The sequence below is a fragment of the Salinifilum ghardaiensis genome (assembly GCF_054491345.1).
Window position 1 is genome coordinate 1,217,672 of record NZ_CM137101.1, and the last position, 20,840, is coordinate 1,238,511.

Sequence of the window (20,840 nt, forward strand, 5' to 3'; positions counted from 1 at the left end):
GGAGTCAGTCGACCGACGGGTAGCGGTGCGCCCACTCGGGAAGGTCGCGCTCGGGGTGGATTTCGCCCGCCACGCGGGAGAAATCGGTGGCCAGCTGGTCCAGCGGACCGTGCAGCTCCACAGTGGACAACCACTCGGCGGGGATGTCCGCGGCGCCGCGCGCGGCCCCGAGCAGGCTCCCGCAGATCGCCGCGGACGCCGCGCTGTCGCCGCCGTGCGTGGCGGCCAGCGACGTCGCCTCGGCGAACGAGTCGGCGTGGGTCAGCACCGCGGCCACCGCGATCGCCAGCGCCTCCGGGGCCTGCCGGCCCCCGCCGAGCTCGGCCAGCCCGCTCGGGGTGGCAGCACCGCGCCGCGCCAGGTCCACGGCCGAGCGCAGCGCCGCCGCGGTGCGCTCCGCCCCCTCGCGCTGGTCCAGCTCGGCGAGCACGACCTCGACGGCCTCCAGCGGGTCGCGGCCCTCGTGCAGGGCGTGCACCAGCCCCGCTGCGGCACCGGCGGGCAGGAACCCGTCCGGGTGCCCGTGGGTGAGCACCGCGATGTCGATGCCCAGCGCGATCGCCTGACGCGGCGTCGGGGCGATGAGCCCCACCACCGCGCCCCGGGCGGTCGCGGCGCCCGTCCGCGCGTCGTTCGGCGGGTTCGCCGGGCTGGGCAGCGCCGCCTCGCCGGCGGTCTCGGCCAACGCGGTCAGCGAGGCGTCGTCCGGGAACCGCTGCGCGTGCAGCAGACCTGTGCTGGCCAGTTCGCCCGGCGGCAGCTCCGGCGTGCTCCGCACGCCCTGGGTGTGCAACCAGTGCTGCAGCGTGCGGCGAACCATGCTCGGCCAGTGCGTGTTGACCCCGCGCAGGGCGGAGTGCAGCTCCGCCCGGACCAGGCCGTCCAGCAGGAACACCGCCTGCTGGCCGTACCGGCTCGCCGCCCCGCGGAGCCCGGCGAACTCGGACATCTCCCGCACGCCGTCCGGGTTCTCCCGCAGCAGCGCGCGCAGCTCGGTGAACATCCACGGGGCGCCGAGCGCATCGCCCGCGGCCTGCCCGAGCACGCAGCCGCGCAACCGCTCGTCCCGGTCGAGCGCCACCGGGGCGCTCGGGCGCACCTGCACCTCCCGGGATTCCTGCTCGCCGAGCAGCTGGGTGGCCCGGTCCTGCCCGAAGGCCTCGACGAGGAGTTTGCGCAGCCCGTGCGTGAGCTCCACGGATTCGCCGGATCCGGTCTCCCGGAACTTCCGCCACGCCACGAGCAGGCGCAGCTCCTCCTCGGAGAGCAGGTCGTCCTCGGCGGAGTCCGGCTGCTCCGCCGCACCGGGCGGTGCGGGCGCGCCCTGCGGGGAAGCGGCCGTCGCCCGCTCGGGGGTCTCGGGGCGAGCGCCGTCCTCCTCGGCGGCGCTGGCCTGTTCGGCGCTGGCCTGTTCGGCGGGGTCCGAGGGCACCGCGGTGTCCGCGGGAGCCCGCGCCTCGGAGGCGGTGGGGACCGGTGCGTCCTCCGAGGATCCGTCCGCCGGGTCGTCCGCGGGGTCCGCCGGCACGTCGTCGGTCGGTGCGCCGCCGGTCGGGACGTCCTCCGCCGGGGGTTCGGTGTCCCCGGCCGTCCCGGTTCCGGGGGCGGAGTCCGGGACGTCGATGTCCTCGCCGTTGCGGGCGGGCGTGCTCTCGCCCGGAACGCGCACGGGAAGCGCAGCCGCCGTCGTGGTTCCCGCGTTCGGGGACGGCTCCGCGCCGGGTTCGGCACCGCCCGCGTCCGCGGTGGTGCCCTCCGCGGCCGGGAGCGCGTCCGCGGCCCCGTCCGGGGATCCACCCGGTGTTTCGTCCGGAGTTTCGAGCAAGTCCTCCGCGGCCGCGGTTTCGGCAGCCCCCTCCGCGGGTGCCTCCTCCGCGGGTGCTTCCTCCGCGGGCGCCTCCGCAGCGGCGGCGGGCTCCGCCGGCGCCTGCTGCGCGGCGGGCCCAGCGGGCGCGCCGCTGCCGACCGGGTAGCGGTGCAGCCACTCCTCGTCCTGCGGCGGGTCCTCACCGAACTCGCGGATCGCGTCGCTGGCGATCTCCTCGATCACGTCCCGCAGCTCCACGGCCTCGCGCCACTCCTGCGGGATCGCCGAGACCGTGCGCGCCGCACCCATGATGTTGCCGCAGATCGCCGCGGTGGAGTCGCTGGCACCGGAGTGGTTGGCGGCCAGCAGCACGGCCTCGGAGAACGACTCGGGGCGGCTCAGCGCGGCGCAGACACCGATGGCCAGCGCTTCCTGCCCGTACTCACCGCTGCCGAGCTGCTTCTCGATCAGCTCGGGGGTGGCGGAGTTCGACGCGGCGAGTTCGATGGCCTGCCGCAGCGCCGCCGTCGTCTCCTCGTGCCCGTCCCACGTGGACAGTTCGGTCAGCGCCCCGTCCACCGCTTCCGGCAGGGAGCGGCCCGCCAGCAGCTGCTGCACGACGACGGCCAGCGCACCGGCGGGCAAGTAGCCGCTCGGGTGGCCGTGCGTGAGCACGGCGGTGAGCGCTCCGACCTGGCAGACCTCGCCGGAGTCCGCAGACCACAGTCCCGCGGGGGCCGCGCGCATGACGCCACCGCTGCCCTTCGAGTCGTTGACCCGGTGGGAGAACGTGCCGCGCGGGATGCCGCTGGCGTAGCCGTGCAGCGCCTGCACGCACGTGGTCTTGGGCGCGCGCCGCATGAACAGGTCCCGGCGCTGGATCAACCAGCCGTCCGGGGCGTCGGCCGCGAGCGGACCGCGGGCGTCGCGCCAGTCGAAACCCTGCGTGTGCAGCCACCGCTGGTAGGCGTGCTGCACCTGGGTGCCCGGTTCGGCCTCGCCGAACAGGCGGCGGCGGATGCTCGCCCGGATGAGCCCTTCGAGGGTGAACACGGTCAGCTGGGTCTCGTCGCTGATCGCACCGCGGTGCGCCTCGGTGAAGTCGGTGACCCCGGGCTCGCCGTGCTTGCGGCGGATGGCGGCCAGCTCGTCGTCCTCGACCGGGTAGCCGAGCGCATCGCCGACCGCGCCGCCGAGCAGGAAGCCGAGCACGCGGGACTCGACCAGCTCCGGCGCGGCCGGCCGCTCACCGCCGCGAGCGGCGGTGAGCGCGGTGCTCACCGCCGCCCCGGGGACGGCGGGTTCCGCAGCCGCGTCCGCAGTGGCGGGCAGGGCTTCGTCGACGCCGCCCGGAGCTCCTTCCGCCGCGCCGCCGGCCGCCGCGTCCTCCGCGGTGCCCTCCGCAGCGTCCGGCGCCTCCTCCGCGCGGGGCAGTTCCGAGGTGAACGCGATGTCCACTGCGTCCAGTTGGGCGGGGTAGCGCTCGCGCCAATCCGCGTCCTCGGGCGGAGTCGGGCCGAACTCCCGCAGCGCGTCCGCGGTCAACTGCTCGACGAGCTCGCGCTGGCGCAGGTCGCGCAGCCACACCCCGGGCAGGGCGGTGGAGCCGTAGCGGGCGCCGACGAGCGCGCCGCACAGCGCACCGGTGGTGTCGCTCGCCCCGGAGTGGTTGACGGCCGTCATCACCGCCTGCGCCACGGTCTCCGTGGCCAGCGCCGCGCACACCGCGATGGCCAGGGCCTCGTGGCCGGCCCACCCGGAGCCGAGGGCGTCGCGGACCCGCTCCGGGGTGGGGGCCTGCTCGCTGAGCTCGACCGCCGCCCGCAGCGCCCGCTCGGTGTCGGCGTGGTCGCGGTAGTCGGCCAGCAGCGCGCGGGCCTCGACCAGCGCCGTGCCGAGCTCCGCACCGCGCACCAGGCGGTGCACCAGCACGGCGTGCACGGCCGCGGGGAGGTAGGCGTTCGGGTGCGAGTACGTCAGCGCCGCGGTGGCCGCCGCGAGCTCGAACACCTCGCGGGGGTCGTCCGACCACAGGGCCACCGGCGCAGCGCGGACCACGCCGCCGCAGTCCTCCGACTCGTTGATGCTCCGGTCGAACGTCCCGGGAGCGCCGACGGCGGCGAACTCGCGCAGCGCGGTGATGCACGTGCTGCTGGGAGCGCGCACGGAGAACAGCTCCCGGTGGCCGATGAGCCACCCGGTCGGCTCGGGCTGGTTGTCGGCGAACGGCCCAGCGGCGCGGGCCCAGCCGTACCCCTGGGTGTGCAGCCACCGCTGGTAGGCCAGCTGCACGGCGGGAAGCGGCTCCGCGGCCAGCCCGCTGCGCCGGCCGGCGCGGGCGCGGACGAGCCCTTCCAGGGTGAACAGGGTCAGCTGGGTGTCGTCGGTGAACGCGCCCGGGTGCTCGGAGTCGCGGTCGTAGTCGGTGACGCCCTCGGGTCCGAACCGGCTGCGGATCTGGTCGACCGGGTAGAACTCGACGGGCGCGCCGAGCGCGTCGCCGATCGCACCGCCCAGCAGCGCTCCGAGCACGCGCCGACCGAAGTCCCCGGCGGTGGGATCCACCTGGCCCGGGGCCTGCTCCGCCTGCTGCGCGGGCGCGCCCGCAGCGGGGCTCCCGGCGGCCTCCCCGGAGGCGGTGGCGGGGTTCCCGGCGGGGCTCGCCGTGCTGGCCGGCTCCGGGGTCGCGCTCGCGGCGCCCGCCGCGGCCCCGCCGGTGGTGGCTTCGGGGCCGGCGCTCCCGCCTCCGGGGTGCGCGCTCGTGCCGCTGCTGTCCGCCGTCGGCGTGCCGCGGGCGGGGCTCTGCGGTCCGCCGGGCGCCTGCTGGGGCGGTGCTCCCGCGGCGAGGGCGGGAGCACCGGCGTGCGTCCCGGCGGTGCGGAGGAGCTCCTCGGCCGGCACGCGGGCCTTGGCCGGGCTCGTCGGATTGATGTGCAGATCCACCCCGACCAGGGGGTGCGCGGCGAGCTGCCGTCCGGTCAGGTGCTGCCAGGCCGCCGGGGTGCGCGGCAGGTACTGCTCGGAGGTGAACACCTGCAGCTGCCGCCGGCCGGTGGTGTCGGGCTCGGCCACGACCAGGCCGGTGCCCTGCGGTTGGGCGAAGAGGACGAGGGAGGCCTCGAGCAGCGCCGTCAGCAGCGTCTGACCGGGGGCGTAGCCGGTGCTGGTCAGCTGCCACGCGCGTTCGGCGTCGTTGCTCGGCGCCGGCAGGCGCAGCGCGACGGGGGAGGGGCGGTAGTTCGGGTTCGACGAGAAGTCGTCGGTGATCTCGCCCCGCTCATCGACGCGGTAACCGCCGATGAACCCCCAGGGCGGCACTTCGGCGCTCGGGTCGGTGAAGATCGGGTCGACGACGTACAGCCAGGTGTTCGGCTGCTTGCGGGCCTGCTCCCGCATCGCGGGTGTGATCACCGGATGGTTGGCCTGCTGAGTGTCCATCGCGCGTCCTCGCCCCCGATTTTTCCGCCGGCCTTGCATGGAACGCCCCAAACCCCCGTTCGCTTGACAGTGTGGTTCCGACTGTTGGACGAACGCGTAGCGCAGTCAGTTCCCAGGGTTCGCTGCCGTTCCGCACTCTCTCATGCCCACGTGGAGTGAAGCTTTCGGTGCGGCGCAGACACTGCCGGTCGGTACGGGTGGATTCCAGGCCATTCAGGCGAAGTGGACGGACTCGTGCTCCTCCGGCGCGGCGAGCGCGGCGCGGTAGCGCGCGAGCACGAGCGCGGCGACCTCGGCGTCATCGGCCATCGGCGCGGCCAGCAGGGCCTCGGGGTCCTCGGCCCGCGCCTGCTCGAGGATGCGGTCCGGCAGCAGTCCGGGAGCGAGGAACCAGGCGCCCACCGCGATGCGCCGCGCGCCCGCGGCCCGCAGCCGGGCGATCGCCTGCGGGACGGTGGGCTCGGCGGCAGCGGCGAACGCCGCGGCCGCATCCGGCCACGCCGAGGTGGTGCACCACCGCTCGGTCACCTCCTCGACGATCCGGTTGGCCGGCGGGTGCGAGGAGCCGGCGCCGGCCAGCACCACCCCCAGCTCCGGGTCGCCGGCCTCGGCCCCCGCCGCGGCGAGGCGGCGCCACGCCGCCCGCTCCAGGCGCGGGTCGGGGCCGAGCACCTCGGCGATCCGCGCCCGGAAGCGGGGGTGGCGGTGTTCCGCGTCGGCCACCGCGCCCGGCACGTCCACCCGCGCGTGGAAGGCGTGGCCCAGCAGCAGCGGCACGACGACGGCCTCCTCGTGGCCGTCGCCGTGCACTCCCGCCAGCACGTCGCCCACCCGCGGGGCGGACAGGTCCAGGAACGCGGTGCGGACGTCGAGGTCCGGGCTCTGCCTGCGGACCTCGTCCATCAGCGCGTGGATCGTCGCGGCCGACCGGGGGTCCCGGCTGCCGTGCGCGACCGCGACCAGCGGAACGTCGCCTGCCGTCATGCCACTCACGCCGTCGCGGCGGCCAAGGGGTGTCCGACGAGACCCGCGCCGAGCGTGCTGCCGTCGGTCGGGTCGATGATGAGGAACGCGCCGGTGCGGCGGTTCTCCGCGTACTCGTCGATGGCCAGCTGCTCGGAGGTGCGCAGCTGCACCCGGCCGATCTCGTTGAGCTCCAACGCATCCGGAGTGTCCACTGTGGTCAGCTCCTGCTCGTCGAAGCGGCCGGTGAGCTCGGTGGCCATCGCCTGCACCGTGCGGGCGCCGTGCTTGACCAGCACGCGGTCGCCGCCGCGCAGCGGCTTCTCGGCCAACCAGCACACCGTGGCGTCCAACTCGTCGCTCAGTCGCGGGGGGTGGTCGGCGTGTGCCACCAGGTCGCCGCGCGCGATGTCGACGTCGTCCTCCAGCAGCAGCGTGATCGGGCGGCCCGCCGCGGCGCTGGCGACCTCCCCGTCCGGCGTGTCCACTTGGGACACCCGCGTGCGCCGCCCGGCGGGCAGCACGACGACCTCGTCGCCCGCGCGGACCACGCCGCTGGCGGACTGGCCGGCGTAGCCGCGGTAGTCGGGGAACTCCTCGGTGCGCGGGCGGACCACGTACTGCACCGCCATCCGGAACGGCGCGTCGTGCGGGTCCGGCGCCACCGGCGCGGTTTCCAGGTGCTCCAGCAGCGCCGGGCCGGTGTACCACGGGGTGCGCGCGGAGCGCTCCACCACGTTGTCCCCGTGCAGCGCGGAGACCGGGATCGTCACGACGGCGTCGTCGGTGTAGCCGAGCGCCTCGGCGTGCTCGGTGAACTCCTCGGCGATGCGGGTGTGCGTGCCCTCGTCGAAGTCGACCATGTCGATCTTGTTCACGGCCAGCACGAGCCGCGGCACGCCCAGCAGCGCCAGCACGGCCGCGTGCCGCCGCGTCTGCTCGAGCACGCCCTTGCGCGCGTCCACCAGCAGCACCGCCAGCTGCGCGGTGGAGGCGCCGGTGACCGTGTTCCGGGTGTACTGCACGTGCCCCGGGGTGTCGGCGAGCACGAAGCTGCGGCGCGGCGTGGCGAAGTAGCGGTAGGCCACGTCGATGGTGATGCCCTGCTCGCGCTCGGCGCGCAGCCCGTCGACGAGCAGCGACAGGTCCGGACTGGACAGTCCGCGCTCCTCGCTGGCCCGGTACACCGCGTCGAGCTGGTCGGCCAGCACGGACTTGGTGTCGTGCAGCAGCCGGCCGACGAGCGTGCTCTTGCCGTCGTCCACCGACCCCGCTGTCGCCAAGCGGAGCAGATCGGTACTATCTGACAGGACACCGTTTTCGGGCACGCCGTTCTCGGGCGCACCGTTCTCGGGCGCGACGTCGCGGGGCACGGCGTTCTCCGGTGCCGTTGCGGGGGTGGTCTCGGTCATGCGTCAACCCATTCTCGTGTTGCCGGGCGGAAGGTGACTAGAAGTAGCCCTCGCGCTTGCGGTCCTCCATGGCCGCTTCGGACATCCGGTCGTCGGCCCGGGTGGCGCCGCGCTCGGTCAGGTGGCTGGCGCCGACCTCGGCGATGACCTCGTCGAGCGTGTAGGCCTCGGATTCCACCGCGCCGGTGCACGAACCGTCCCCGACCGTGCGGTAGCGCACCGTCTTGAGCTGGACTTCCTCGCCCTCGCGGGGACCGCCCCAAGGCCCGGAGGTCAGCCACATCCCGTCGCGCTGGAACACCTCGCGCTGGTGGGCGTAGTAGATCGCGGGCAGCTCGATCTTCTCCCGCTGGATGTAGCGCCACACGTCCAGCTCCGTCCAGTTGGACAGCGGGAAGACGCGGACGTGCTCACCGGCGCGGTGCCGCCCGTTGTACAGGTTCCACAGCTCCGGGCGCTGGCGCCGCGGGTCCCACTGGCCGAACGCGTTGCGCAGGCTGAAGATCCGCTCCTTGGCGCGCGAGCGCTCCTCGTCGCGCCGCCCGCCGCCGAACACCGCGTCGAACTTGTTGTCGCGGATCGCGTCCAGCAGCGGCGTCGTCTGCAACGGGTTGCGCGTGCCGTCGGGGCGCTCCTCGAGGCGCCCGTCGTCGATGTAGTCCTGCACGGAGGCGACGTGCAGGCGCAAACCGTGCTTTTCGCACAACTGGTCGCGGAAGTCGATGACCTCGGGGAAGTTGTGCCCGGTGTCCACGTGCAGCAGGCCGAACGGAACCGGTGCGGGTCGGAAGGCCTTCAGCGCCAGGTGCAGCAGGAGAGTGGAATCCTTCCCGCCGGAGAAGAGGATCACCGGACGGTCGAACTCGCCGGCCACTTCTCGGAAGATGTGGATCGCTTCCGATTCCAGGGCGTCCAGATTGTTCACCTGCGGGGGCGCCTCGTTGGTCGACTCCGCCACCGTGTCGATGCCGGGATCGGTCGTGGTCATGTCTCCGGTGTCCTCCGTGTTCTAGCGGTCCAGCGCGGCCGTCAACCGTGCAGTCCGCACTCGGTCTTGGACGAGCCCGCCCAGCGGCCGCTGCGCGGATCGGCGCCCGGGGCGGGCTTGCTGGTGCACGGCGCGCACCCGATCGACGGGTACCCGGCGTGCACCAGCGGGTTCACCAGCACGTTGCGGCTGTCGATGTAGGACTGCAGTTCCTCGTCCGTCCAGGCCGCCATCGGGTTGACCTTCACCAACCCGTTGCGGTCGTCCCAGGTCACGATGGGCGTGTCGGCGCGCGTGGGCGCGTCCACGCGGCGCACGCCGGTCACCCACGCCTCGTAGGGGGCCAGCGTGTTCCGCAGCGGCAGGACCTTGCGCAGGAAGCAGCAGCGGTTCGGATCACGCTCGTACAGCCGCGGACCTTCGCTCTCGTCCTGCTCGGCCACGGTCTGCTCGGGCATGGCGTCCACGATGTTCACATCATAGGTGGCCGCCACGGCGTCACGTGTGCCGATCGTCTCAGCGAAGTGGTACCCGGTCTCCAGGAAGAGGACATCCACCCCGGGTTGGACACGAGCGGCCAGATCGACCAGCGAGGCGTCCTGCATGTTCGACGCGACGATCAGGTTGCGGCCGAACGTCTCGGCCGCCCACGCCAGCGCCTCCTCGGCGGTGGCGTCGGCGAGCTCGGCCGAGGCCTGCTCGGCGAGGGCCCGCAGCTCCTCCTCCGCACGTCGGTGTCCGATGTCCACGGCCTGCTCCTCCGTCGGGCTCATGGGCCTTGCGCTCCTTCCTGCCGGAAGTGCTCGTGCTCGGGCAGCGCCAGCCCGACCAGCTGCACGGTGAACACGCGCAGGCACGCGGCGCACTTCCACGCACCGGCCGGTTCCTCCCGGGGCACGAGCTCCTCGTCGCCACAGTACGGGCAGTGCAGCGGCGCCATGCGGTTACCGGCCGAGGTCATGAGAGCTCCTCGTCGGTGGCACGAGCCGCCCACTGGGCGAACCGCTCGCCCTGCTCGCGTTGCGCAATGTAGCGTCGCACGAGCCGCTCCACATAATCCCCCAGCTCGGCCGAGGTCACCTTGTGGCCGCGGATCTTGCGGCCGGTTCCGGTGTCCACCGCCAGGCCGCCGCCCAGGTGCACCTGGAAGCCCTCGACCTGGTTGCCGTCGGCGTCGGTGACCATCTGGCCCTTCAGCCCGATGTCGGCGACCTGCGTGCGGGCGCAGGCGTTGGGGCAGCCGTTGAGGGTGATCGAGACCTGGTTCTCCAGGCCGCTCTGGACGTCCTCCAGGCGCTTGTCGAGGTCGCCGATGAGGTCGATCGCCCGCTGCTTGGTCTCCACGATCGCCAGCTTGCAGAACTCGAGACCGGTGCAGGCCATGACTCCGCGCCGCCACGGCGAGGGGTGCGCGTGCAGGTCGAGCGCGGACATGTCCGAAATCAGGGCGTCCACTTCGGATTCCGGGACGTCCAGCACGAGGAGGTTCTGCTCGACCGTGGTGCGCACCCGGTGGGAGCCGGCCCGCTCGGCGGCCGCGGCGGCCTCCAGCAGCTTCGACCCGCTCACGCGCCCCGCGGGGGACTTGAAGCCGACGTAGTGGTTGCCGTCCTGCTGCCGGTGCACGCCCAGGTGGTCGCGGTCCTCGCTCGGGGTCTCCGGCGCCGGCCCGTCGAGGAGCCGGCGGTCCAGGTACTCGTCCTCGACGACCTTGCGGACGGCCTCGGCGCCCCAGTCGTCCACGAGGAACTTCATCCGGGCGCGGTTCCGCAGCCGCCGGTAGCCGTAGTCGCGGAACAGGCGGGTGACCGCGTGCCAGACCTCGGCCACCTCGGAGAGCGGGACCCAGGCGCCCAGCCGCTGGGCGAACTTCGGGTTGGTGGACAGGCCGCCGCCGACCCACACGTCGAAGCCCGGGCCGTGCTCGGGGTGCTCGACCCCGACGAACGAGACGTCGTTGATCTCCGGGACGGCGTCCCACCGGGGCGAACCGGTGATCGCCGTTTTGTACTTGCGCGGCAGGTTCGCCAGCGACTGGTCGCCGATGTAGCGCTCGGTGATCTCCCGCACCGCCGGGGTGCCGTCGATGATCTCGTCCTCGGCGATGCCCGCCACCGGCGAGCCCAGCACCACGCGCGGGCAGTCGCCGCAGGCCTCGGTGGTGGACAGGCCGACCGACTCCAACCGCTCCCAGATCGTCGGCATGTCCTCGATGCGGATCCAGTGCAGCTGGATGTTCTGCCGGTCGGTGATGTCGGCCGTGTCGCGGGCGTAGGTCCGGGCGATCTCACCGACGGTGCGCAGCTGCTCGGTGGTCATCGCGCCGCCGTCGACGCGGACCCGCAGCATGAAGTGGTCGTCGTCGAGCTCCTCCGGCTCCAGCGCGGCCGTGCGCCCGCCCGGGATCCCCGGGGCGCGCTGCGTGTACAGCCCCAGCCAGCGGAACCGGCCGCGCAGGTCCTGCGGGTCGATCGAGTCGTAGCCGCGGTAGGCGTAGACGCGCTCGATGCGCTCGCGGACGTTGAGCGGGTTGTCTTCCTTCTTGGTGCGTTCGTTGCCGTTCAGCGGTTCGCGGTGACCGAGCGCCCACTGGCCCTGACCGCGGGCTTTGCTTTTCCGAGCGGGGCGACCGGCTGTTTCCGTCGGGGGGACCATGGTCCGACCTCCGGGTTCGAGGAGACGCGACGGTGGCACGTGAGTGCGCTCACACGAAGTGGAGCCGCGGGCTCACGAGCGCCCGACGCCTCGTGGACAGGGACGAAAAAGACGTGGGCGATCACACGCGCGGGGTGGTCCCGGCACGTGGTGAACGAGGGCGGCGCGACTGCGCGCCTGCGACGCGGTTCACCGCCCCTGCTGCGAGGGGCACAGTGCGCTGGAGACCCGGCGCAAGTCGACGTAGCGGCGGGTGACCAGCAGCGTTCCGGTCCCGGTCATACCCATGCCGATCACCCTGCCATCCGCTCACCTGCCGGTCTAGCGGCATCCGCATGGTGAGACAGTGGGGGCGTGGCCAAGGAACCGCCGAACGCCGAACCGGCCCCCGAGGACGGTGCCCTCCCCGAAGCGGCGCTCGCCGAGCTGGGCGAGCACCCGTTCGGGGTGTACGTGCACGTGCCGTTCTGCGCCACCCGCTGCGGCTACTGCGACTTCAACACCTACACCGCCGAGGAGCTCGGCGACGGAGCCGGGTTCGACAGCTGGCTCGAGGCCCTGCGCGCCGAGCTCGAGCTGGGCGCGCGGGTGGCCGCGAGCGCGGGGCGGCCGGTGCCGCGCGCGGAGACGGTCTTCGTCGGCGGCGGCACCCCCTCGCTGCTCGGGGCCGAGCGCCTCGGCGACGTCCTCGCCGCGGTGCGCGGCACCTTCGGGCTGGCCGAGGAGGCGGAGGTCACCACCGAGTCCAACCCGGAGTCGACCTCGCCGGAGTTCTTCGCCGGCATCCGCGAGCGCGGCTACACGCGCGTGTCGCTCGGCATGCAGTCCGCCGCCGAGCACGTCCTGCGCGTGCTCGACCGCAGGCACACGCCCGGGCGGGCCGTGCAGGCCGCGCGCGAGGCGCGCGCCGCCGGGTTCGACCACGTCAGCCTCGACCTGATCTACGGCACGCCGGGGGAGGGCGACGACGACCTGCGCGCCACCCTCGAAGCGGTGCTGTCGGCCGGGGTGGACCACGTCTCGGCGTACTCGCTCATCGTCGAGGACGGCACCGCCCTGGCCCGCCGGGTGCGCCGCGGCGAACTGCCCGCGCCCGACGAGGACGTGCTGGCCGACCGCTACGAGCTCATCGACGCGCGGCTGTCCGAGGCCGGGCTGGGCTGGTACGAGGTGTCCAACTGGGCCGCGGACGGGGCCGCGCGCTGCCGGCACAACCTCGGCTACTGGCACGGCGGCGACTGGTGGGGCGCCGGCCCCGGCGCGCACAGCCACATCGGCGGCGTGCGCTGGTGGAACGTCAAGCACCCGGCCCGGTACGCGCGCAGCTTGTCCCAGGGGTTCTCGCCCGCCTCCGGGCGCGAGGTGCTCACCGGGGAGGACCGCCGCATCGAGCGCGTCATGCTCGCGCTGCGCACCAGCGACGGGCTGGACCCCGAGGTGCTCGACGACGAGGGGCTGCGGGAGGCCGAGGGGGCCGTCGCGGACGGCTTGCTGCGGCGCGACCGCTGGCAGGAGGGGCGCGCCGTGCTCACCGACCGCGGGCGGCTGCTGGCCGACGGGGTGGTGACCCGGCTGCTCGGGTGAGGCGTCCCCGCTCCGGTCCTCTTCCGGGGCGGAGGCGTCCCGGTTCTGCGGTGTTCCGCGCCACACCGCGCTGAAGCGGGGATTGCCCGCGGCGGGGCGCACCGGTGATCGTCGTTCGCACGTGCCCGGCCGTGGTGTTGCACCAGTAAACTGGGAGGGAGGCAGCAGCGGCGCCGAGCCTGCACCTGTGACCGGTACTGCACGTGCGTCCGGCACTGCCCGGCACTGCGCCGCGTGCTGACCCGCCGCGGTGCGGCGCGCGGGCGCGCCGTCGTGGTCCACGGGCCGCGCTCCCGGAGCCCCGGGGGAGAGGCCGTGGGCGTGCGCCCCGGCGATGCCGGGGCGCGGAGGTCGATGCCAGGGAGGTGGCGCATGAACACCGACGACCGCCGCTTCGAGGTGCTGCGGGCCATCGTCGCCGACTACGTCTCCAGCCAGGAGCCCATCGGTTCGAAGGCGCTCGTCGATCGCCACAGCCTCGGCGTGTCCAGCGCCACCGTCCGCAACGACATGGCCTCCCTCGAGGAGGACGGCTACATCGCCCAGCCGCACACCAGCGCCGGACGGGTGCCCACCGACAAGGGCTACCGCATGTTCGTCGACCGGCTGCACGAGGTGAAGCCTCTGACCGCCGCCGAGCGCCGCGCGATCTACACCTTCCTGGAAGGCGCGGTGGACCTCGACGACGTCATGCGGCGCAGCGTGCGCCTGCTGGCGCAGCTGACCCAGCAGGTCGCCGTGGTGCAGTACCCCACGTTGACGCGCTCCACGGTGCGGCACGTCGAGGTCGTCACCATCAGCCCCGCCCGGCTGATGCTCGTGCTCATCACCAACACCGGCCGGGTCGACCAGCGCATGGTGGACCTCGGCGACGTCGTCTCCGAGGACGACGTGGCGCGGCTGCGCACCGTGCTGAACAACGCGATGTCCGAGAAGCGGCTCGCCGACGCCTCCGCGGCGGTCGCCGACCTCCCCGAGAAGGGCCCGGACGAGCTGCGCCCGATCCTCGTGCGCGTGAGCAGCGTGCTCATCGAATCGCTGGTCGAGCACCCCGACGAGCGTATGGTCCTGGGCGGGACCTCCAACCTCACGCGCAACGTCGCGGACTTCTCCGACTCGCTGCGCCAGGTGCTCGAAGCGCTGGAGGAGCAGGTCGTGGTGCTCAAACTGCTCGCCGCCGCGCGCGACTCGCGTACGGTGCACGTGCGGATCGGGGCGGAGAACGAAGCGGAGGAGATGCAGACCACCTCGGTGGTGTCCACCGGGTACGGCGCGGATGGGACGGTGCTCGGTGGCCTGGGCGTGGTCGGCCCCACGCGCATGGACTACCCCGGGACGATGGCGGCGGTGCGTGCGGTCGCCACGTACGTGGGTGAGATCCTGCGGGGCCGGTGACGTTCCGGCGCGACGTGCCCGCCTGCGCACGAGCCGTCGGCGACAGCCGCGGCGTCGGTGCGACCGATACGTGAACCTGTTGATCGACCAGAGGAAGTACGGACAAGGTGGCCAGGGACTACTACGCGACCCTCGGAGTGTCCAAGGACGCGACCGCGGAGCAGATCAAACGTGCGTACCGCAAGCTCGCGCGGGAGCTGCACCCGGATGTCAACCCGGAGGAGGACGCGCAGGAGCGGTTCCGGGAAGTGACCACCGCTTACGAGGTGCTGTCCGACCCGCAGAAGCGCCAGGTCGTGGACATGGGCGGCGACCCCATGGACAGCGGCGGTGGTGCCGGGGGCGGAGGCGGCGATCCGTTCGCCGGCTTCGGCGGCCTCGGCGACATCATGGACGCCTTCTTCGGCGGCGGCATGGGCGGTGGCAGCCGCGGGCCCAAGAGCCGGGCGCAGCCCGGTTCCGACGCGCTGCTGCGCTTGGAGATGACCCTCGAGGAGTGCGCCAGCGGCATCGACCGGGACATCACCGTGGACACCGCGGTGCTGTGCGACACCTGCGACGGCGGCGGGTGCAAGGCCGGAACGGCCCCCTCCACCTGCGACAACTGCGGTGGGCGCGGCGAGATCCAGTCGGTGCAGCGCTCGTTCCTGGGGCAGGTCATGACCTCGCGGCCGTGCCCCGTCTGCCACGGCTTCGGCGAGGTCATCCCCGAACCGTGCCAGCAGTGCGGCGGTGAGGGCCGGATCCGCGCGCGGCGCACGATCACGGTCAAGATCCCCGGCGGCGTCGGCGACGGGATGCGCGTGCGGTTGGCCGGCGAGGGCGAGGTCGGCCCCGGCGGCGGTCCGGCGGGCGACCTGTTCGTCGAGGTCGAGGAGCAGCCGCACGAGCGGTTCACCCGCGACGGCGCCGACCTGCACTGCACGGTCGACGTGCCCATGACCGCAGCGGCGCTGGGCACCGTGCTCACGCTGCGCACCCTCGACGGTGAGGAAGAGGAGATCGCCGTCGAGGCCGGCACCCAGCCCGGGACCGAGCAGGTGTTCACCGGCCGCGGACTGCCGAAGCTGCGCTCCAACGGCAAGGTCAGCGGCCACGGCAACCTGCACGTGCACCTCAACGTCGAAGTGCCCATGAAGGTCGACGAGCAGCAGGCCGAGCTGCTGCGCCAGCTCGCCGCGCTGCGGGGGGAGGAGCAGCCGGAACCGACCGTCTCGGCCAACGGCAACGGGCACCGCAACGGGATCTTCTCCCGGTTCAAGTCGTTCGGGAACCGCTGAGCCGTGCCGGAGGGGCTGCCGGTCTTCCACGTCGACGAGCTCCCCGGCGGCGCGCGCACCACGCTGGACGGTCCGGAGGGCAAGCACGCCGCGACCGTCCGGCGCCTGCGCGCGGGGGAGCACCTCCTGCTCACCGACGGGCGCGGCGGAATGGCGCGGTGCGCGGTCACCGAAGTCGGCAAGGACGAGCTCGCGCTCGAGGTGACCGGCAGCTGGCACGTGCCGCGGCCGCGGCTGCGGGTGCGGCTGGCCCAGGCCCTCGTCAAGGGCGACCGCAGCCAGCTGCCCGTCGAGGTCGCCACCGAAGCGGGTGCGGACGCCGTCGTGCCGTGGCGGGCCGCGCGGTGCGTGGCGAAGTGGGACGACGGACCGCGCGGTGCGAAGGCGCTGGCCAAGTGGCGGGAAACGGTGCGCGAGTCGGCCAAGCAGGCGCGGCGCGCGTGGACGCCCGAGGTCGCGGAACCGGTGAGCACGCGGGAGCTGACGCGGCTCGTCGGCGGAGCCGACGCCGCGCTCGTGCTGCACGAGACCGGCAGCACGGCGCTGCGCTCGGTGGAGCTGCCCGGCTCCGGGGAAGTGCTGCTGATCGTCGGCCCGGAGGGCGGGATCGCCCCCGAGGAGGTCGAGCAGCTGACCGCGGCCGGAGCGCGCTCGGTCCGGCTCGGGCCGAGCGTGCTGCGCGCCTCCACCGCGCCGGCCGTGGCCCTGGGAGCGCTCGGCGCGCTCACCGAGCGGTGGTGCTGATCACACCGCCCGATCGGTTGTGCCCGCGCGGCGGAATGGGATCGAGATCAAGTTTCGGCCGCGGCCGTGGCGTCACCCGTACGAGGGGCGATAGCGTCGGGGCCGAACGGGTTGCCGATCGGACCCTTCCACCCGCCGGACGCCTCCCCCTCGGTCCGGCGGGAGCCGTGCCGCAGGTGGATGACCCCCAGATCCATTCCTGCGGCACGGCGTCGAAAACAGTGGTGGGTTCCGTTGCGCAAGGCCCCTGTGGCAGAACCTCCAGCACGTCTCTCGTTCCGGGTGCCCTCCTTGAGTAGTCCGCCTACGCAGCGTCGGACCTTCCTCACGAGAGACGCACTGGAGAACCTGCGGCTGGTGCGTTGCTTGCTGGGTGCTCGACGCTTCGCGTCGAAATGGTGGCTGCGGGCCGCGGCTTGTCGTGTCCGGCAGTGCGCTCTGGCTTTGACGACCCCCGCGGATCACGGGTGGTGGTGGCGCGCGGGGGTGGTGGGGGCCGGCGATAGCCTGCGGGCATGAGTGACACGGACTCGCTGTTCCAGCGGATCATCGACCGCGAAATCCCGGCCGACATCGTGCGGGAGAACGACCGGTTCATCGCCATCCGGGACATCAACCCGCAGGCGCCGACCCACGTGCTGGTCATCCCCAAGCGCCACCACCGCAACGCCGCCGAGCTCGCGGCCGCCGATCCCGGTCTGCTGGCCGAGCTGATCAGCACCGCCCACGCCATCGCCGAGGAGGACGGCATCGCCGAGTCCGGCTACCGGCTGCTGTTCAACACCAACGCCGACGCGGGCCAGACCATCTTCCACGTGCACCTGCACCTGCTCGGCGGGGAGGACCTCGGCGGGATGACCGGCGGGCCGATCAAGGGCTGACGCGGCCGGCCGCGCGAGTGCCGCGGCTTCGAGCCGTCCGGCCGCTGCGCGGTTCGGTGAGCGCGTGCCCGGGGCCGCGCGGCGGCCCGCGCCCGCCTCCGCGGGGCACGCGCGCCCGGGCGCGAATTGTCGAGTGTTCTACCATCGGTGGTGCAAGCCCCACCGGGCGGCGGGTCCGCTCGCGGGGTGCGCAGGAACTGTCCGTCGAGCAGCGCAGCGAGCGCAGAAAGCAGGACCCGAAACCACGTGGCCGGAATCCCCACCGGCGGCGCCGCCGCCCAGTCCGGAGAACAGCCGCGGAACTTCTCCGCGCAGTCGACAGTGACCATCCCGGACGAGGTCGTGCTGACCTTGCTCGGTTCGCGGGACGAGAACCTCCGCGCCGCGGAGGAGCTCCTCACGGCGGACGTGCACGTCCGCGGAAACGAAGTCACTCTTTCGGGTGAGTCGGCGGAGGTGGCCTTCGCCGAACGCGTCATCGCGGAACTCATCACCCTGGCGAGCAAGGGCACCGTCACCCCCGACGCCGTCCGCCGCAGCGTGTCGATGCTCTCCGAGGGCAACAACGAGTCGCCGGCCGAAGTGCTCAGCCTGGACATCCTCTCGCGGCGCGGCCGGACGATCCGCCCGAAGACGCTCAACCAGAAGCGCTACGTCGAGGCGATCGACCAGCACACCGTCGTGTTCGGCATCGGCCCGGCCGGTACCGGCAAGACCTACATGGCCATGGCCAAGGCGGTGCAGGCGCTGCGCGCGAAGGAGGTCAACCGGATCATCCTCACGCGCCCCGCGGTGGAAGCGGGCGAGCGGTTGGGCTACCTGCCCGGTTCGCTGTACGAGAAGATCGACCCGTACCTGCGTCCGCTGTACGACGCGCTGCACGACATGATCGACCCGGAGTCGGTGCCGCGCCTGACCCAGTCCGGAACCATCGAGATCGCCCCGCTGGCCTACATGCGCGGGCGCACGCTCAACGACGCGTTCATCATCCTCGACGAGGCGCAGAACACCACGCTGGAACAGATGAAGATGTTCCTCACCCGCCTCGGGTTCGGTTCGCAGATCGTGGTCACCGGCGACATCACGCAGATCGACCTGCCGGGCGGCCAGCGCAGCGGCCTGAAGGTGGTGCAGGACATCCTCGGCGATCTCTCCGACGTGCACTTCTCCCACCTCGACAGCCAGGACGTGGTGCGCCACCAGCTGGTGACCGACATCGTCGACGCCTACGACCGGTGGCAGGCAGCGGAAGAAGTGCAGCGGGACAACGAGGAGAACGGTCGCTCCGGCAACGGCCGGGGCCGGCGGTGACGCGGATGAGCATCGAATTCGCCAACGAGACGAGTGCGGACCTGCCCGGGGACTCGATCGTCTCCGTGGCCCGGTTCGCGCTGGACAAGATGAGCGTCAGCCAGCTCGCCGAGCTGTCCATCGTCATGGTCGAGCAGGACGTGATGGCGGACCTGCACGAGCGGTGGATGGACCTTCCCGGCCCCACCGACGTCATGGCGTTCCCCATGGACGAGTACGACACGACGCGCCGCCCGGACGCGACCGGTTCCGGCCCCGCGCTGCTCGGCGACATCGTGCTCTGCCCCGCCTTCGCCGAGGACCAGGCGAGCAAGGCCGGGCACGGGCTGTTCGACGAACTGCACCTGCTCACCGTGCACGGCGTGCTGCACCTGCTCGGCTACGATCACGCCGAACCGGACGAGGAGCGGGAGATGTTCGGCCTGCAGAACTGCATCCTCGCCGACTACCGCGAGGAGCAGGAGACCGCGCGGCAGCAGGAGCAGCAGCGCAGCGCCGACGAGCGCCTGCTGGGGACCGTCGGCCTGGACGGCGGGCAGGACGAGCGCCCCCAGGGGTGAGCGGAGGAGGGCGGCCGGCAGCGGTGCGATGAGGGCAGTGGTGTTGCGACCTCCAGGGAACGGCGGCGATGTCCGGTAATACCGCGTTTCTCGGGTGGGCGGTGCTGCTGGTGCTCGCCGCCGGCCTGTTCGCGGCCTCGGAAGCGGCGATCACCGCCGCCTCCCGAGCGCGGGTGGACGAGCTCGTGCGCGAGGGACGCAGCGGGGCGCGGCAGCTCTCCGCCGTGCTCGCCGACCGCCCGCGGCACGTCAACCTGCTGCTGCTGCTGCGCCTGGCCTGCGAGCTCGGCGCCACCGTGCTCGTCACCGTGCTCGCGCTGCGGCTGGCCGACTCGGACGCCTGGGCGGTCGTCGCCGCCGCGCTGATCATGCTGCTGGCCTCGTACGTGCTCGTCGGCGTGGGCCCGCGCACGATCGGCCGCCAGCACCCCTACGGCGTGGGCGCGAAGGTCGCCGGTCCCGTGCGCGCCGTGGCGCGCGTGCTCAACCCGCTCACCCGGCTGCTCATCCTCATCGGCAACCTCATCACCCCCGGCCGCGGGTTCCGCGAAGGGCCGTTCTCCACCGAGGTGGAGCTGCGCGAGCTCGTCGACATCGCCGGGGAGAGCGGTGTCGTCGCCGCCGGTGAGCGGAAGATGATCCACTCGGTGTTCGACCTCGGCGACACGCTCGCCCGGGAGGTCATGGTCCCGCGCACCGAGATCGTCTGGATCGAGCGCGGCAAGTCCGCGCGGCAGGCGCTCGCGCTGTGCCTGCGGTCCGGGTTCTCCCGGCTGCCCGTGATCGGCAGCAGCGTCGACGACGTCATCGGCGTGGTCACGCTCAAGGACCTCACTCGCGCGGTGATGGAGCGTTCCGACCGCGACCGCACCCCGTCGGCGGGCGAGCTCATGCGCCCCGCCAGCTTCGTCCCCGACACCAAGCGGCTGGACGGGCTGCTGCACGAGATGCAGCGCTCGCGCAGCCACCTCGCCATCGCCGTCGACGAGTACGGGGGCACGGCGGGGCTGCTGACGATCGAGGACATCCTCGAGGAGATCGTCGGTGAGATCACCGACGAGTCGGACCGCGAGGAGCACCGCCCCGTCGAGGAGTTCCCCGACGGCACCGTGCGCGTCAGTTCCCGCCTGCCCGTGCAGGACCTGGCCGAGCTGTTCGGGGTGGAACTCGACGACGGCGACGTCGAAACGGTTGGCGGGCTGCTGGCGCAGCGGCTCGGCCGCGTGCCGCTGCCCGGTGCGGAAACCGAGGTGGCCGGGCTGCGGCTGCGCGCCGAAGGCGGCAAGGACCACCGCGGCAGGATCCGGATCAACGCGCTGCTGGTGCGGCGCGTCGAACCGGTCGAGGACTCCGGGCGGGCGGGTGCCGAGCGGCCCGGGGACGGAGCCGACGCACAACAGGAAGGAAGCGATACACGTGGCTGAACGGGTGGAAACCGCTGCGCCGGCCGAGCTGGACGGCGAGGACGCCAAGATCGTGACCCTGGCCCGCTCGGCGCGGGCCCGGACCGGATCCGCGGAGGGCGCGGCCGTCCGCGACCTCGACGGGCGCACCTACGCGGCGTGCGCGGTCGAGCTGGACTCGCTGCGGCTGTCGGCGCTGCAGGCGGCCGTGGCCGCCGCCGTCTCCAGCGGTGCCCCGGGGCTGGAGGCGGCGGCCGTGGTGACCGACGCCACCGAGGTGGCCGCGGAGTCCCTCGCCGCGGTCCGCGACCTCTCGGCCGAGGCGCCCGTGCTGCGCGCCGACTCCCGCGGCGAGGTGCTGGGCGTCGTGCGCTCCTGAGGCGTTCCCGCGCGAGGGGCGTGCCGGTGCTCGGCGCGCC

Annotated in this window: 17 protein-coding genes; 9 read left to right on the top strand and 8 right to left on the bottom strand. The window is 73.3% G+C overall.

Annotated elements, in window-relative coordinates; all coding sequences use genetic code 11:
* Window positions 1–4: 4 nt before the first annotated feature.
* From ACVGV0_RS05450 to ACVGV0_RS05485, 8 genes are all read right to left on the bottom strand, one after another.
* Window positions 5–5,245 (bottom strand): type VII secretion system-associated protein, encoded by a 5,241-nt coding sequence (locus tag ACVGV0_RS05450; RefSeq protein WP_459158758.1) that lies wholly within the window; start codon window positions 5,243–5,245, stop codon window positions 5–7.
* 213 nt (window positions 5,246–5,458) lie between these two features.
* Window positions 5,459–6,229: a sirohydrochlorin chelatase gene (locus ACVGV0_RS05455; protein WP_459158759.1), complete on the bottom strand. Its 771-nt coding sequence runs from the start codon at window positions 6,227–6,229 to the stop codon at window positions 5,459–5,461.
* Window positions 6,230–6,234: 5 nt separating this feature from the next.
* Window positions 6,235–7,620: a sulfate adenylyltransferase subunit 1 gene (locus ACVGV0_RS05460; RefSeq protein WP_459158760.1), complete on the bottom strand. Its 1,386-nt coding sequence runs from the start codon at window positions 7,618–7,620 to the stop codon at window positions 6,235–6,237.
* Between the two features lie 37 nt (window positions 7,621–7,657).
* On the bottom strand, window positions 7,658–8,608 hold the full coding sequence (gene cysD / locus ACVGV0_RS05465; protein WP_459158761.1) for a sulfate adenylyltransferase subunit CysD: 951 nt from the start codon (window positions 8,606–8,608) through the stop codon (window positions 7,658–7,660).
* 41 nt (window positions 8,609–8,649) lie between these two features.
* Entirely contained in the window at window positions 8,650–9,381 is a 732-nt protein-coding gene (locus ACVGV0_RS05470) for a phosphoadenylyl-sulfate reductase (RefSeq protein WP_459158762.1), read from the bottom strand.
* The gene (locus ACVGV0_RS05475) at window positions 9,378–9,569 is read right to left on the bottom strand and encodes a hypothetical protein (RefSeq protein ID WP_459158763.1); all 192 of its coding nucleotides are present in this window, start codon (window positions 9,567–9,569) and stop codon (window positions 9,378–9,380) included. Before ACVGV0_RS05475 ends, ACVGV0_RS05470 begins: the two co-directional genes overlap by 4 nt.
* Entirely contained in the window at window positions 9,566–11,263 is a 1,698-nt protein-coding gene (locus ACVGV0_RS05480; protein ID WP_459158764.1) for a nitrite/sulfite reductase, read from the bottom strand. The genes ACVGV0_RS05475 and ACVGV0_RS05480 overlap by 4 nt, the downstream gene beginning before the upstream one ends.
* Before the next feature lie 189 nt (window positions 11,264–11,452).
* Window positions 11,453–11,551: a putative leader peptide gene (locus tag ACVGV0_RS05485; protein WP_459158765.1), complete on the bottom strand. Its 99-nt coding sequence runs from the start codon at window positions 11,549–11,551 to the stop codon at window positions 11,453–11,455.
* Window positions 11,552–11,617: 66 nt separating this feature from the next.
* On the opposite strand from ACVGV0_RS05485, the gene hemW reads away from it, so the two are divergent.
* From hemW to ACVGV0_RS05530, 9 genes are all read left to right on the top strand, one after another.
* Window positions 11,618–12,847, top strand: coding sequence for a radical SAM family heme chaperone HemW (gene hemW / locus ACVGV0_RS05490; RefSeq protein WP_459158766.1), 1,230 nt, complete (start codon window positions 11,618–11,620; stop codon window positions 12,845–12,847).
* 372 nt (window positions 12,848–13,219) lie between these two features.
* The gene (hrcA, locus tag ACVGV0_RS05495) at window positions 13,220–14,242 is read left to right on the top strand and encodes a heat-inducible transcriptional repressor HrcA (RefSeq protein WP_459158767.1); all 1,023 of its coding nucleotides are present in this window, start codon (window positions 13,220–13,222) and stop codon (window positions 14,240–14,242) included.
* Window positions 14,243–14,349: 107 nt separating this feature from the next.
* Complete coding sequence (gene dnaJ, locus ACVGV0_RS05500) at window positions 14,350–15,522, top strand: molecular chaperone DnaJ (RefSeq protein ID WP_459158768.1); 1,173 nt, start codon at window positions 14,350–14,352, stop codon at window positions 15,520–15,522.
* Between the two features lie 3 nt (window positions 15,523–15,525).
* The gene (locus ACVGV0_RS05505) at window positions 15,526–16,266 is read left to right on the top strand and encodes a 16S rRNA (uracil(1498)-N(3))-methyltransferase (RefSeq protein ID WP_459158769.1); all 741 of its coding nucleotides are present in this window, start codon (window positions 15,526–15,528) and stop codon (window positions 16,264–16,266) included.
* A gap of 515 nt (window positions 16,267–16,781) precedes the next feature.
* The gene (locus tag ACVGV0_RS05510) at window positions 16,782–17,147 is read left to right on the top strand and encodes a histidine triad nucleotide-binding protein (protein ID WP_459158770.1); all 366 of its coding nucleotides are present in this window, start codon (window positions 16,782–16,784) and stop codon (window positions 17,145–17,147) included.
* Between the two features lie 246 nt (window positions 17,148–17,393).
* Complete coding sequence (locus tag ACVGV0_RS05515) at window positions 17,394–18,458, top strand: PhoH family protein (RefSeq protein WP_459158771.1); 1,065 nt, start codon at window positions 17,394–17,396, stop codon at window positions 18,456–18,458.
* A 5-nt stretch (window positions 18,459–18,463) separates the two neighbouring features.
* Complete coding sequence (gene ybeY / locus ACVGV0_RS05520) at window positions 18,464–19,018, top strand: rRNA maturation RNase YbeY (RefSeq protein ID WP_459158772.1); 555 nt, start codon at window positions 18,464–18,466, stop codon at window positions 19,016–19,018.
* A gap of 68 nt (window positions 19,019–19,086) precedes the next feature.
* Entirely contained in the window at window positions 19,087–20,442 is a 1,356-nt protein-coding gene (locus ACVGV0_RS05525) for a hemolysin family protein (RefSeq protein ID WP_459158773.1), read from the top strand.
* Entirely contained in the window at window positions 20,435–20,800 is a 366-nt protein-coding gene (locus ACVGV0_RS05530; protein ID WP_459158774.1) for a cytidine deaminase, read from the top strand. The genes ACVGV0_RS05525 and ACVGV0_RS05530 overlap by 8 nt, the downstream gene beginning before the upstream one ends.
* Window positions 20,801–20,840: the final 40 nt, after the last annotated feature.

Bases quoted from the DNA above. Each gene is read 5' to 3' on its own strand.
- ACVGV0_RS05455 (WP_459158759.1), bottom strand. From the start codon at position 6,229: ATGACGGCAGGCGACGTTCCGCTGGTCGCGGTCGCGCACGGCAGCCGG.
- ybeY (WP_459158772.1), top strand. From the start codon at position 18,464: ATGAGCATCGAATTCGCCAACGAGACGAGTGCGGACCTGCCCGGGGAC.
- ACVGV0_RS05485 (WP_459158765.1), bottom strand. From the start codon at position 11,551: ATGGGTATGACCGGGACCGGAACGCTGCTGGTCACCCGCCGCTACGTC.
- ACVGV0_RS05460 (WP_459158760.1), bottom strand. From the start codon at position 7,620: ATGACCGAGACCACCCCCGCAACGGCACCGGAGAACGCCGTGCCCCGC.
- ACVGV0_RS05450 (WP_459158758.1), bottom strand. From the start codon at position 5,245: ATGGACACTCAGCAGGCCAACCATCCGGTGATCACACCCGCGATGCGG.
- ACVGV0_RS05510 (WP_459158770.1), top strand. From the start codon at position 16,782: ATGAGTGACACGGACTCGCTGTTCCAGCGGATCATCGACCGCGAAATC.
- cysD (WP_459158761.1), bottom strand. From the start codon at position 8,608: ATGACCACGACCGATCCCGGCATCGACACGGTGGCGGAGTCGACCAAC.
- ACVGV0_RS05470 (WP_459158762.1), bottom strand. From the start codon at position 9,381: ATGAGCCCGACGGAGGAGCAGGCCGTGGACATCGGACACCGACGTGCG.
- ACVGV0_RS05480 (WP_459158764.1), bottom strand. From the start codon at position 11,263: ATGGTCCCCCCGACGGAAACAGCCGGTCGCCCCGCTCGGAAAAGCAAA.
- ACVGV0_RS05475 (WP_459158763.1), bottom strand. From the start codon at position 9,569: ATGACCTCGGCCGGTAACCGCATGGCGCCGCTGCACTGCCCGTACTGT.
- ACVGV0_RS05525 (WP_459158773.1), top strand. From the start codon at position 19,087: ATGTCCGGTAATACCGCGTTTCTCGGGTGGGCGGTGCTGCTGGTGCTC.
- hrcA (WP_459158767.1), top strand. From the start codon at position 13,220: ATGAACACCGACGACCGCCGCTTCGAGGTGCTGCGGGCCATCGTCGCC.